The 13517-nt window shown below is 69.9% G+C and carries 7 protein-coding genes; 2 read left to right on the top strand and 5 right to left on the bottom strand.

The window, feature by feature from the left end; translation table 11 throughout:
* Positions 1-173 precede the first annotated feature (173 nt).
* The 4 genes from ABZS42_RS29965 to ABZS42_RS29950 form a co-directional block, all read right to left on the bottom strand.
* On the bottom strand, positions 174-1334 hold the full coding sequence (locus ABZS42_RS29965; RefSeq protein ID WP_355150982.1) for a DUF2637 domain-containing protein: 1161 nt from the start codon (positions 1332-1334) through the stop codon (positions 174-176).
* Positions 1331-4252 carry a BTAD domain-containing putative transcriptional regulator gene (locus tag ABZS42_RS29960; RefSeq protein WP_355150980.1) on the bottom strand — a complete coding sequence of 974 codons (2922 nt, stop codon included), beginning with the start codon at positions 4250-4252 and terminating at the stop codon, positions 1331-1333. Before ABZS42_RS29960 ends, ABZS42_RS29965 begins: the two co-directional genes overlap by 4 nt.
* A 726-nt stretch (positions 4253-4978) precedes the next feature.
* On the bottom strand, positions 4979-7087 hold the full coding sequence (locus ABZS42_RS29955) for a BTAD domain-containing putative transcriptional regulator (protein WP_355150978.1): 2109 nt from the start codon (positions 7085-7087) through the stop codon (positions 4979-4981).
* Position 7088: 1 nt separating this feature from the next.
* Positions 7089-8999, bottom strand: coding sequence for an Hsp70 family protein (locus ABZS42_RS29950; RefSeq protein ID WP_355150986.1), 1911 nt, complete (start codon positions 8997-8999; stop codon positions 7089-7091).
* Positions 9000-9172: 173 nt separating this feature from the next.
* Here ABZS42_RS29950 and ABZS42_RS29945 point away from each other — a divergent pair, with 173 nt between their 5' ends.
* Positions 9173-11386, top strand: coding sequence for an ATP-dependent RecD-like DNA helicase (locus tag ABZS42_RS29945; RefSeq protein ID WP_355150976.1), 2214 nt, complete (start codon positions 9173-9175; stop codon positions 11384-11386).
* A 394-nt stretch (positions 11387-11780) separates the two neighbouring features.
* Here ABZS42_RS29945 and ABZS42_RS29940 read toward each other — a convergent pair whose 3' ends face one another.
* Entirely contained in the window at positions 11781-12059 is a 279-nt protein-coding gene (locus ABZS42_RS29940; RefSeq protein ID WP_355150974.1) for a hypothetical protein, read from the bottom strand.
* Between the two features lie 571 nt (positions 12060-12630).
* Between ABZS42_RS29940 and ABZS42_RS29935 the strand changes: the two genes are divergently transcribed.
* Positions 12631-13506 (top strand): helix-turn-helix transcriptional regulator, encoded by an 876-nt coding sequence (locus ABZS42_RS29935; RefSeq protein ID WP_355150984.1) that lies wholly within the window; start codon positions 12631-12633, stop codon positions 13504-13506.
* The last annotated feature ends 11 nt before the right edge of the window (positions 13507-13517 follow it).

Below are 13517 nucleotides of genomic sequence, written 5' to 3'. Positions count from 1 at the left end.
GGTTCCCTGAGCCAGCGACGGCTGCGGACCCGAGTCGCACCCGGACGGCACGCTCGACTGCCACGGCAGACACCGACTTCGTCAGCATCCGGATCCGCCGCTCTGGGCGGACTGGCGTTCATCGCAGCCTTTTTGTGGTTGGGACGGCTCTCCCGGTGGGAGAGATGGGTCGGTCAATCGACCGATCCGGAGTTGGACGCCGGGTGCTGCCGATTTTTGCCGGCGGGGTGGCCGTTACGGTGGCCCGCGCTAGTGGTGCCTCGCTGGTGCCAGTGCCGGCGCACGGTCCGTTCCGACTTGCCGATTCGCGCAGCGACCTCCGCTGGCTGCAGCGCGGGCTCGCGGCGGCGCCAGTAGGCGACGGCGGACGCGGTGTCAGCTATCACGGCGACACCGTGCGATGGATCCGTCAGGCCGTGACCGCTGGTGCCCTCCGCCGCTGACGGCGCGATGATGCCCTCCGCCGGCGCGGCAGTCACCTCGGCGTTCGTGACGGGAGCCGCTTGCGGCGCCGTCTCGGACGGCGGCGGGCCTGGTGCCTTGGCCGCGCGTACGACGGCCGGTCTGCCGGTCCCGACGGTGGGCGATTTGGCGACGTCAGCTGCCAGAACTTTGCCAGGATCGCGCTTGGTGATGCCGGGTTGCGGCGCTGCCGGGTCGCCGCCGCCGTCAGCGCCGCTGCCGCCGGACGGCGCAGTAGGGGCGTGCTGAAGCGAGATCGGACGACGAGGGGCTGTCGCCGGCGCGGCGGGGCGCCCGGGATCCGCGCGTCGGTACCGACCTGTGGAAGGTGCGGCGACGGTGACCTCATCCGGGGCCGACAAGGTGGAGACCGCGGCTGCAGGTGCCCTGGACAGTTCGGCAGTGGGCGCGAGAGCCATGCGCGCGGATGCGGCTCGTATGCGAGCGGTGATTTCGACGAGGCTGACGCTGGCGACGAGAACGAGACCGTCGACGGAGATGGGCAGCAGGTACGCGGCCCCGTAGCCGGACTCGCCGTAGCGGGCGGCGACACCGACGAGGTGCCAGTACGACACCCAGGCGGCGATGAGGGCGATGATCGCGGCGGCGGTGATGCGGATCGCGCCGAGGTACCAGCGGTGGTGGGGCACGCGGGAGATGAGCTCGACGGTGAGCAGCAGGGCCAGGGGTGGCCACGCGGCGATGATCTGGCTGATCGGGTTCGGGCGGGCGTGCAGGACGTTCGCGGCGACCGACGCGGCGACGCCGAGGACGAGAGTGGCGCGTACCGCCCACCGCAGCCGCCGCAGTTGCTTACCGCCGAGGTCCGCGCCGTCGGCGGTGGGGACGCTGGCCAGGGTGTCGAGGCTCATGCGAACGCTCCGTCGTCAGAAGGGCGTGGGTTGCGGGGGCCGCGTCGGGGTTGTCGCAGGTCGGTGGCGAGTCGGTCGGCCAGGGCGAGGGTGTCGTCGGAGGGTTCCGCGTCGATTTCGGCGAGGCGTCGGGTGAGGGTGCGACGCAGCGCGCGGATGGTGTCGAGGTTCCCGAGGCGGGCGTGGGCGCGCATCGCCTGCTGGTACAGCACCTCGGCGTAGGGGTGGTGGGGCAGGGCGGTTTCGCAGACGGCGGCTTGCTCGGCGGGCTGGTCGGCGAGTTCCTCGAGGAGAGCGGTGGCGGCGTCGAGGGCTTCGCGTTGCACGGCGTGGCGGTGGGGTTCGAGCCATTCGTAGTCGCAGCCGTCGGCCAGGGGTCGGTAGGTGGCCACGGCGCGGCGCAGTGCCTCGACGCGTTCGGTGTGTGATCCGGCGGTGTCGGCGGCGCGGATCGCCGCGCGCATGCGCCACAGGTCGAGGTTGAAGCGGTCGGGGTTGAGCTGGTATCGGTGGTGGGTGCGGGTCAGGTAGGTGCCGGGTCCGGCGTTGTGTCGCAGTACGGCGCGTAGGTCTGAGATGTAGGTGTGCAGGCGGTGCATGGCCTTGCTGGCGGGGGCGTCGGGCAGCAGGTCGTCGAGGATCGCCTCGGTGGAGGCGTCGCCGTCGCACACTGCCAGGTACACCAGCAGTTCCATGGACTTGGCGCGCGGGGCGCGCTGCGGGTCGGCGCCGATGATGGCGGGTTTGCCGAGGACCACCACCTCGACCGCATCGCGCCCCGCTGCCGCCGGCAGCAGCGCCTCATCAGTGTTGGCGGCGGGCGCGTCGACTGCGGGCATGGACTCGCCGCTGCCATTGGCGGTGGCGTCACCGTCGATCCGGTCCGCAACACCCTCGTCGGCGTGAGCGGGGGCGGCGGTCATTTCCGGGGTGGGCGCGGTGGCGGTTACGCCGGCAGTGGGTGGGCATGCTTCGCGACTGGCGGGGTCGCTCGCCTCGTTCGGGTTCCGCGCGTCGGTGTCATTCCGCTCGTCGTCGGATGGTCCAGGCGAGGGTGTAAGGGTGATCTGGGGCGCTGGTGTTGATGATGACGGCCGGTTCGCGGCGGGTGCGTTATCGGCGCCGCTTTCGGGCCGAGAGTGGGCTGCAGCTTCGGCGAGAGCGAACGCGGGCAGGTGGCCGCTGTGCGCTTCGGTCAGGGTCGCGAGGATGTCCAGGGTCTCGGCGGGGTTGAGCACGGTGAGACGACTGACGCCAGCGGCGTCCGGGCCATGTGGCGAGTCGTCATCGGCCGGGCTCACCCCGCCATCGGGGGTCACGTCGATGGTGTCGCCGTCGGACCACTCGCCGAGCAGCACCCCATGGATGTCCAGGGGTTGACCCTGGGCGAGCAGGGCGGCGACGCGGGCGCCCTCGTGGCGGCCGATGGGCCCGGCCAGCAGCATGACCGGCGGGAGGGGTTCCTCGTAGGGGTCGGCGGCGCGCAGCTGGGCCACTGTGCGCACATCGTGCTGGTCGAGCAGCCGAGCCCGGTACATCGCATGTTGCTCGACGATTGCCAGGGCCTCGGTGAGGTCGTTAGTGACGGTCATCCTCGGGGTGCGAGGCAGGTTGATGGCGGCGACACGCAACAGGGCTGTCGCGGTCGCCGCCGGAATGACGACCTGGGTACGGGCATCGGGCGTGGTGTCGGCTGCCAGTGCGGCGATGAGGAGCCCGCGGGCGGCGGCCTCTGCGCCGGGCCCGATCAGGCCCAGCCCTGCCGGCGGCCACGCGGCTAGCGGGTACGCGAGAGCCGGCACCAGGTCGCCAGCATCTGGCGCATCGTCGTCGCGGCTCACCGACTCGAGGGACCCGTCCTCAGTGGGGGCATTGGTCTGGTGAAGGCCAGCGATGTCGCCGAGCTGGGTGGGCTGCGTGCCGTCATCGACAGCCTCGTCGGCCGGAGGTCCGGCGTCCTGGTGCGCCATGCCGTTCCCGTTGGCGACACGGCGGAGGCCGCGGCGGATTTGCCGTACTACGTGAGGCATGGGCCTGAGGTCCGCGTCGTCGAGGCGGGGCCGCGTCGAGGGTTTGCCCGGCACGTAGCGGCGTTGCCGGTGTGCCCAGACCAGCGCGACCGCGGCAGCGATGGCCAGCGCGACACCGAGGTCGAGCCAGCTACCACTGGGCAGCTCCACGCCCCGCGTGGTCTCCCCCGCCTCGCGGCTACGGTTCGCCGCGGAGTCAGCGCCGTCGGCGCCGTTGCCGCTCACGCAATCAGGTTCCGTCGCACCGTTGCTGCCTGGCGTCGGGGCGGTGGTGCTGGCGGAGCCGGGCGTCGGGCTCAGAGTCGGCCCGGCCGGCGGACGCATGTCAGTGCCATCGGGTGGTGGTGGCGGGTTGGGGCTGTCGGTGGAGGGCCACCGCGGCGTTGACCCGTTCGACGGGCCGGGCTGTCCCGGGTTGCCGGCGGGCAGTTTCAAGGTCCACCCGGGGCGGATGACGTTCGGGTCGCGCAGTCTGCCGCCGACGTCGGGGAAACGGTGACCGCGGTTGAGGGCGAAAATTTCCGGCCACCGGTCGGCATCTCCGAGCTGACGCTTGGCGATTTTTGACAGGCTGTCGCCGCGTTCGACGGTATAGACGGATGGCTGGCCTGTTGATCGCGTCTCTTGCCGCTCTCGGTCGCTGTGGGCGGTGGCCGTGGATCTGGCCTCGCTGGCCTGCGCGTCACCGTCGACGGTCGCGGCAGCGGCGGGTGGGCCGGCGTGCGCGACGGCGCCCGCGACGGTGGTCACGGCGGTCGTCCCGAGCAGCGCGGCGGCGAGACCCTGCACAGGCCCGGGAAGCCGGAACGTGGGTGTGGCGCGCAACCGGCGGGCCAGCGCGGCGTAGGCGCGCATCAGGACGGCCGTGGCCAGCAACAGCCACAGCACGAGCACGCCTCCTCCGGCCAAGACCACAATGAGGTCAGGGCCCATCGGCTCGGCGATCCACTGCCGGACAGCGGCCGATGACGGCACCTCGGGCATCCACACGCCAGCGCCGGCGAAGACGATGGGCACGGCTGCCGTGCACAGCACAGACGTGACTACGGCAGGAACAACGGGTCGTGACGTCACCTAGCCTCCTTCGCCCGCAGCCGGCGCCCAGCGGTCCAAGGCGGATGCCTACGGGTCCCGGCTGAAGCAATGCGGTGACGCTACGGCCGTCGATGCCGCTGGAGATCGAGATGGCGTCTTACAGGACCTCACACCACCTCACACGGGCTCACATCTGCAGGTCAGCGAGGCGGTGCTAGGAAGGCGCCGAACAGGAGTCGGGTAGGGCGACATGGCTCGTTCCGGGCGGCTCGACCCTTATGCGGCGAAGTCGAAGTAGGTGAAGGAAGGAACCACTCATCTTCCGCTCCGGTTTTCACGCGATCGAACCTGCCGCCAGCCGCCTTCATGACCTTCGGTATGGCTTCACGAGGGTCATGACATGTCGGCTGGGGCAGGCGCAGGGTTGTCCCCGCCGGCAGGCAGTCACCGGGCTCATACATCCACTGGTGCCGGCGAGGCGGGACGGACCGAGTGCGGCCCCTGTTGTCTGCCGAGACATGCCCGTCGCGGTCCTGGCCCCCACTCGGGCAGCCAAGGCATCCTCTGCGAGCGGTCCGGCTAGCTGGTAACGGCGGCGCCGTTCAGTCCAGCGTCGCCAGCGCGGGCGTCGTCAACAGGGTCGAGGCCCGCTTCGATGAGACGCCGGATATAGGCCTCGTGTAGCTGGGCCGCTGCGTCGTGCTCGCCGAGCGCGGTGAGGGCGTTCATCGTGCGCGCGTGCAGCTCGGCGTTGTAGGGATCGATGCGGATGGCGCCTTGGAGCAGGTCCAAGGCGTTACGGGGGCCGGATGCGGCGGCGGCGAGGGCTACGTAGGCGTCGATGATGTGGCGGCGGATGGTCTCGCGGATGGGGTCGAGCCAGGGCCAGGTGCGTCCGGCGGCGAGGTCTCCGGTGTAGGTGTCGATGACGGCCTGCCGGGCGCTTGTGGTGTCGGTGACAGCGGTCGCGGCGTGCTGGGCCGCGGCGTATAAGCGCCACAGGTCGACGTCGAGGTGGCTGGGGTTGAGGCGGTAGCGGTCGTCGGCGTGATCGATGAGATTCAGCCCGCAGGCGGTGCGGATGCTGCCACGGAGTTCGCTGAGCGTGGTGTAGAGGCGGCCGCTCAGCGATCGGCGGGGCAGGCCCGGCCAGATGGCGGCGGTCAGCTGCCGGGTGTCAGCTCCGTCGGGGTGGGTGGCGAGCAGAACAAGGACTTGGACGGCGGCACCGCGGCGGACGTTCAGTGGTTCGCCGTCGATGAGCAGCGCCGGCTCGCCCAGAACGCGCAACTCCAGCCGCCGGTCGGTGGCTGCGGGACGGGGCAGGAATTGCTGCCGGGCCGTCTGCCGTGGCAGCTGCCGAGGTGGCGCGGCGTGACCTGGGGACGGTATGGCGGTCGAGGGCTCGAGCGGTGGTGGATCGACGTGGGCGATCACGATGAGCAGGTCGGCGGCCGCCACCGAGTCGAGGACGCACAACCGTGGACCGGGCTGTTCGGGGCGCTGTGTGTCGTGTGTGTGGCCGTCCGGGTCGACCTGCCATGTCGGACCGCCCGGCCATCTGCCCAGCACCACCATGCTGCCGGCGTCGGCATCGTTCACGACCGTCAGGTCTTGCACACCGCGTGCTGCCGCAGCGCTGTCAACGATCAGGCTGGTGGCGGGGTGCGCAGGGCTTGCCGTCCCATTTCCGTGCCGCTCCGTGTCGTCTCGTGCCCCGCCGCGGCGACCGGCGGGTCTGCGTTGAAGAATCCGTACCGCCTCGGCAGGGCTCTCGACGACGTCTAACCCCGGCAGACGGCGGCCCAGGGTTTCGGCGGCAGCGCCGAGCAGCCTGGTGAGCGCGGTCCGGGTGATGACCAGCGGCAGCGTCGGGTGACGCTGCCGGGCCAAGACGGTGGTGACCAGTAGACCTCGCCCCGCGGCCAGGGCACCCGGTCCGGTGAGCCCGACCCCTGCGGCCGGAAGAGTCACACCTCCGGTCACCATCCCGGCCGCCGGCAGCCGAGCAAGGGCAGGATCGGCGGCAGCCGGTGAGGGGTGCTCGGCGAGGGCGGCTTGCACGGCAGCGGCGGTCGCGGGCAGCGGGGCCAGGTCCTCGTCCGTGCGGCCTGGTTGGCCGGGTGGGCGTGGCCGGTAGGCGCGGCGTCGGCGTAGCCAAACCAGGGCTGCGACGGCGGTGACCTGCTCGGCGACGTCGCGGGGAATCCAACCACCGGACACGACGATCCCGTCGTCGGGCAGAGCCATGCCGTCGCGCCCCGGGACGATGGTGTCGCCGCCCGCATCGAGGCTGCCGGCGGGCACCGGATGTGGTGGTTGCGGAGGTGATGCGGTCACCGCGTTGGCGCTGATTCCGAGCACAGCCGCTCCGGCCACCCCGGTCGCCGTCGCCTGTAGGGGTGTCGGTAGGGGCAAATGCCGCAGCCAGGCCACGGTCGCGCGGAGGCGGGCGAGGACCCGGATGGTGACCGTGTAGGCGAGCACGAGCCACACCAGCCAGGCCGTGATGGTCAACGCGATAGTGAGGGTCTGCTCGGTCAGGGGCTGCTCTACCCACACCCACATCTGCTCCGCGGTCGGCCAGCCACGTACGGGTGGGCCGACCAGTGACAGCAACACCACAGGCGGGCCGACCAGAAGCACGAGGACGAACAGCAGCGACATCAGCCGCCGCGGCCACCGCACCTCATCCACCCCCACCCGGCGGCAAGACGCCGGCCGCGAGTACCCGTGCCTCCCCCGGCGGCGCGGGTTGGGCGGGACGGATGACGCGGGTCCACACCCGGGCCGCCCACCACACCGCGACGGCGAGGGCATAGATGACACCAAGGATCCCGGTGGAATAAGGACCGACGATCGCCGCCGAGATCACCACGAGGGGAGCAGAGAGGATAAGCCGGAACATCAGCGGCTGCACCAGCGCCATAACCACCCCAACGCCGATCAGCAGCCCGCCAACCCGGCCGGCGACGTCGATCAACAGAGCCGTGTCCGGCCACCGTCTGGCGGTCAGCGAGTACTGCACCAACAGCATGCCAAGCGTGGCGGCGACGATCGAGCCGGTCGGCGCGGCCAACAACGCCGACCAGCCGCCGTGCGGGGCGCGCCACTGCCGAGCGGCGACCACCGCCATCGCCACCGCCATACCAATGATCGGGGTGATCGGCCACAGCGCCCAGCTCAGGAACCGGCCCAACGTCTCACCGACGAAGTACTGGCTGGCGACCACCGCGTACAGCCCGGCGATCGCCGCGCCGAGGGACACCGCGGCAAGGATGCCGACACTGACCTTCCCACCTTCTGTTCGGGTGCCAGGTGTGGGACTGCGGGCGGCGATCAACGACCCGAGGACGGCTCCCGCAGCGAGACACGCCAGCAGCGCGAACACCGCCGCCATGGTGAACTCGCCCCAGTTCAAATTCGCCACCCACAGGTAGACACCAATGGTGTTGCGCTGCTCCGCAGTCATGAAGCACTGCCAGATCAGCGCCAGAGAGGCGAAGCCGGGAACCGCGATCGCGACGGCTCGCCGCACCGGCGGCACCGGCACCTCCACCGCCCCGAGCCCGCCCGAAACGGCGACACCGGCGTCCGCGGCACCCCGCACAGCAGCCAATCCGGGCTCGAAAGGGATCACAGGGGTGATGCCGATCTGCTCGGCAATGGCCTTGCCCAGGTGCGGCAGGTGGGCGCTACCCCCGACGCAGTACAGGCCCGCGAGGTCGCCGACGGTCAGCTCGGAAGCGGCGACGGCCTCCTGGGTCAGCTGCGCCACCCGCAGCGGGACGACGCGGGCCGCGTCCTCGAGCATGGCACTGTTCGCGATGACCGGCGGCCGATCGGGAAGAGGCACCGTGACGGCCGGATGGGCACCCAACGCTTCCTTCGCCGCGCGGACACTGTCCATCATCACCCCGGTCACCGCGTCGCCGCCCGCCACGTTCACATCCCCCAGCAGGGCGCCGACGAGCCGTCGATCGACGGCGGCGCCACCAGCGGCAGAGTCAGCGAGGGTCGCGAGGACCTCAAAGCCAGACGGGCCACGGCGCAGCACCGTCACCTCCACGCCCCCGCCGATATCGCACACCACGATGAACGCCCCCACCGGCAGCCGCACACCGGCGGCCAGGACACGCTCGGCGACGGCTACCGGGGCCTCGACCAGACGCGGCTGCGGCAACCCTGCCCGGTGCGCGACCTGCCGCAACCAGGTACGCCGCCTCGGCCCCCACCCGGCCGGCACGACCAACCGGACGTCCCGCACCGGGGCCCCGGCGACCCGCTCGGCCTCCGCCGCGGCCCTGCGAAGCGGAGCCGCCGCCACATCCAGCGCGTTCACCGCCGCCCCATCGACAGTGACATCATCGTCGGCCGGCCGGCGGGGACTCGGGATAAGCCGGCTCGGCGCGGCGACGCCAGCCTGTCGGGCCTGCTGTCCCGTCCACACCTCGCCGTCATCGCAGACGTAGACAGCGCTGGGCAGGTGAGGCACCCCGTCGAAGGACAGCGGCGTCGAGGTGCCGTCAGGCCTTACCAGGAGCGCCTTGGTGCTGGTCGTTCCGCAATCGATCGCTAGCCGCGTCTCCCCCGCCCGCATAGACATAGTCAAACATGAGGATCACATTCACGTCATCCCACCGCTACAGACCGGAACGGTGTAGATCATCGAAGACGTGTCACTGCAGCCGGAGAGTCTCAGATGCGAGTGGGGCAGACCAGCGCCTATCGCTGGGCAGCGCGGCGCTTCTGGCGCCCGCGGGATGCGGCAGGATGGTAGGTGTGACTGCTGTGCCCCGCCCCGCCGTGGCGACGCTGGATGCGGTGTTGGAGCGGTTGACCTACGTCAACGAGGAGACCGGCTACACCGTCGCCCGAGTCGCCACTGACCGTGGCGGTGACCTGTTGACGGTGGTAGGTGCGCTGCTCGGTGCGCAACCGGGGGAGAGCCTGCGTCTGCACGGCCGGTGGTCGTCGCATCCGAAGTACGGCCGGCAGCTCGAGGTCGACTCCTACACGACGGTGTTGCCAGCCACGATCCAGGGCATACAGCGTTACCTCGGCTCCGGCCTGGTCAAGGGCATCGGGCCGGTGTTTGCCGAACGGATCGTCACCCACTTCGGCCTGGACACCCTGAGGATCATCGAGGAGGAGCCGACGCGGCTGGTGGAGGTGCCGGGGTTGGGCCCGAAACGCACGGCGAAGATCACTGCGGCGTGGGAGGAGCAGAAGGCCATCAAGGAGGTCATGGTCTTCCTCCAAGGTGTCGGCGTGTCGACCTCCCTTGCTGTGCGGATCTACAAGCAGTACGGCGACGCCTCCACCGACGTGGTCACCAAGGAGCCGTACCGGCTGGCCGCCGACGTGTGGGGCATCGGCTTCAAGACCGCCGACACCATCGCCCAAGCCGTGGGCATCCCGCACGACAGCCCACAACGAGTCATGGCCGGCCTGCAGTACACCCTGTCCGAGGCGACTGACAACGGCCACTGCTACCTGCCCGAGCCCGACCTCGTAGCCGACGCCACCAAGATCCTCGACGTGCCCGCCGACCTCGTCACCCGTTGCCTCGACGATCTCGTCACCGACGAGGGCGTCGTCCGCGAAACGCTCCCCGCCGCCGACGGTCGGCCGGTGCAGGCGGTGTACCTGGTGCCGTTCCACCGCGCCGAGCAGTCGCTCACCAACTCCCTGCGGCGGCTGCTCCACGACCGAGCCGACCGGCTGCCCCACTTCGCCGACGTCGACTGGACCAAGGCCCTGACCTGGCTCAAGGCCCGCACCGGCAACGACCTCGCCCCCGAGCAGGAGCAGGCGGTCCGTCTCGCGCTGACCTCGAAGGTCGCGGTGCTCACCGGCGGACCGGGCTGCGGCAAGAGCTTCACCGTCCGCTCCATCGTCGAACTCGCCGCCGCCAAGAAAGCCAAGGTCACCCTCGTGGCACCGACCGGCCGCGCCGCCAAACGCCTGTCCGAGCTGACCGGCTACCCCGCCGCCACCGTGCACCGGCTGCTGCAACTACGACCCGGCGGGGATGCCTCCTACGACCGCGACAACCCCCTCGACGTCGACCTACTCGTCGTCGACGAAGCATCCATGCTCGACCTCATCCTCGCCAACAAACTCGTCAAAGCCGTCCCACCCGGCGCGCACCTGCTCCTTGTCGGTGACGTCGACCAACTCCCATCCGTCGGCGCCGGGGAGGTCCTACGGGACCTCCTCGCCGCACCCACCATCCCCCGGGTGCGGCTGACCCAGATCTTCCGCCAAGCCGCCCAGTCCGGCGTCGTCACCAACGCCCACCGCATCAACGCCGGCCGCTCACCCATCCTCCAAGGCCTGCCAGACTTCTTCCTGTTCGCCAGCGACGACACCGACGCCACCGCCACCCTCACCGTCGACGTCACCTGCACCCGCATCCCGGCCAAATTCGGTCTCGACCCGCGACGTGACGTGCAGGTCCTCACCCCCATGCACCGCGGCCCCGCCGGCGCGGGCGCGCTTAACGGCCTACTGCAGCAGCGGCTCACCCCACACCGCGAAGGCCAGCCGGAGCGGCGCATGGGCGGGCGGGTGTTCCGCATCGGCGACAAGGTCACCCAGATCCGCAACAACTACGACAAGGGCCAAGCCGGTGTCTTCAACGGCACCCTCGGCATCGTCACCGCCCTCAACACCGACGAACAAACCCTGACCGTGCGCACCGACGAGGACGAGAGCATCGACTACGACTTCGACGAACTCGACGAACTCGCCCACGCCTACGCCATGACCATCCACCGCTCCCAAGGCTCCGAATACCCCGCCGTCGTCATCCCCCTGACCACCAGCGCCTGGATGATGCTGCAACGCAACCTGCTCTACACCGCCGTCACCCGCGCCAAACAGCTCGTCGTCCTCGTCGGCTCCCGCCGCGCTCTCGCCGCCGCCGTCCGTACCGTCGGCGCCGGCCGCCGCCACACCGCCCTCGACCACCGCCTCACCTGAGGCGTGGTTGGGCCTGGCGGGTACCCCTGCGGGAAGCCGCAGCCCAGTTGCGGACGTCACACAGTGAACGTGAGGGCGCGTTTTCGCTGCGCTTCTGGGGTCCGCGTCTCCTGCGGTGATGGCCGCTGCGGGCACTGTGGCGACCGATCGTGGTGCCTCGCCCGGGAGCCCGCCCACCGTCGGCAGCCCATGCGGGGACCTGCCCCCAGCTCGCGTACCCGAACCACCCCATCGCCGCGTCGACGAAGCTCGATGCGGTTCCGCCATCGGCGACTACTTCCGCTGGCGCAGCCACATGCCCGGCGGACGTTCGGACTGGCGATAGCACTCCCGGCCAAAGCGGCCGGCGACGCACCGGAATGCCAATTATTGGGTTCCCTTCGAACCTCAGCCCCTAGTCACCCTCACCCCGTTGTCGCCCTCTGCCTAACCTGACGGGCTTGGCCGGCAGCCCCGACATCTCACCGGATCGCAGCCCGGCCCGCTGCACGAAAATTGCCCGTCGAGCGATAGCATCGCCCTTGATGTTGAGTTGGTAGCCCTCGATCCAGAGCCACCCGTCGTATGTCCGCCAGCCGAGCACCCGGATCACCCGGAAGAAGATTGGGTTGATGAACTGCACGCTGGCCGATCGGGTCACGTAGAGAAGGTCACCGGCGCGGGGTGCGGTCACCGCACCCACCCGAGGAACCGGCGATGGAGAAGTCCGGCCGGAGCCCAACCCATGTCCTGGCTCGCGGCCACCAGGCACGACCCCATATATAGGGCTAGGGATATGGGCGCTTCTTGGTACTCGGCGTGCAGCTCCTGCCTGCGAGTGCGGCACGGCCAAGGGGCACCACACCCGCCGCAACTCCAAATAGGTAGAACAGGCGCGTGAGATGTCATCCCGCCTCCCCTGGCCAATGCCGGCGGCTGATGGGGATGCGGTGTCTCGATCGGCACGGCAGCTCGCCCCCGCAGCAACAAATCCTCCGGGCTCTCCTCCATGACCACACCGGCCGATGTCGACGCGCCAAGGTCAGGGCGACTGCGATCACGTACTGGTCGTAGGAGACCTGCCTGCCCACCGTGACCCCTCTCGTATATGAGGCATGGCGGCCGGGCCACGCTCGGTCATCCGACCACCACGCCCGGCAAACACGTTGCCACGCATGACGACAATCCGCAATATGCGGAACGCATTCCTGCGTTCCGCGTGTTTGCGAACGGAAGTCAGGTGTCCCGCATGGCAAGATGACCACGTGCCTCAACGCCAAAGCCCTACCGTCAGGCGCCGACGACTGGCGCTGACCCTGCGACAGCTCCGTGACAGAGCTGGCATCACCTCGGCCGAAGCAGCCAGGCGAGTGGACCACGATGCGAGCTGGCTCAGTCGTATCGAGACGGCAGAGGTACGGCCCCATCCAAACGACGTGCGGGCGCTACTGGCGCTGTACGGAGTGGAAGGTGACCAAGCGGAAGCCGTTATCGCGGTAGCACGCCAGGCGAAGCAGCGCGGTTGGTGGCAGCGGTATACCGACGTCTTGCCGGACTGGTTTGCCGCGTACGTCGGGATGGAGTCCGAGGCGTCGGTCATCCGCACCTACGAATGCCAGATGGTGCCTGGCCTGCTGCAGACCGAGGAGTACGCGCGAGCCGCGTTCGAAGGTGCGCCGGTCCCGATGCGCGACGACGAGGTAGAGCGTCAAGTCGCGCTGCGGATGGAGAGGCAGGCCATCCTGTCAGCTGACGATCCGCCGCTGCTGCGCGTCGTCATCGATGAGGGAGCCGCTCCGCGGATGGTCGGCGGACCCGAAGTGCTGCATAGACAACTCAACCGCTTGATCGAGGACTCGAGCAAGAGCAACGTCCAGATCCAGCTCCTTCCGTACTCCGCCGGCGTCGGCTTCGACGGAAGCTTCGTGATCCTCGACTTCCCGCCGATTCCCGAGCCCTACCCCGACGCGGCTGAGGAGCGGATGGTCTACGTCGACACGCTGACCGGCGCGCTGTACCTGGACCGGCCATCCGAAATGGCCGCATATGCGGCAGCACATGAGCAACTCCAAGCCCAGGCACTGGGACCCAATCCCACGCGAGATAGGCTGCGTGCGATTGCTGCCGAGCTACTTACCTAGGAGGACGGAAG

It is taken from the genome of Micromonospora sp. NPDC005367 (assembly GCF_040606825.1).
GTDB lineage: Bacteria > Actinomycetota > Actinomycetes > Mycobacteriales > Micromonosporaceae > Micromonospora.
Note: the sequence above shows the minus strand (reverse complement) of the source record. Positions and strands in the feature narration are given on the sequence as shown.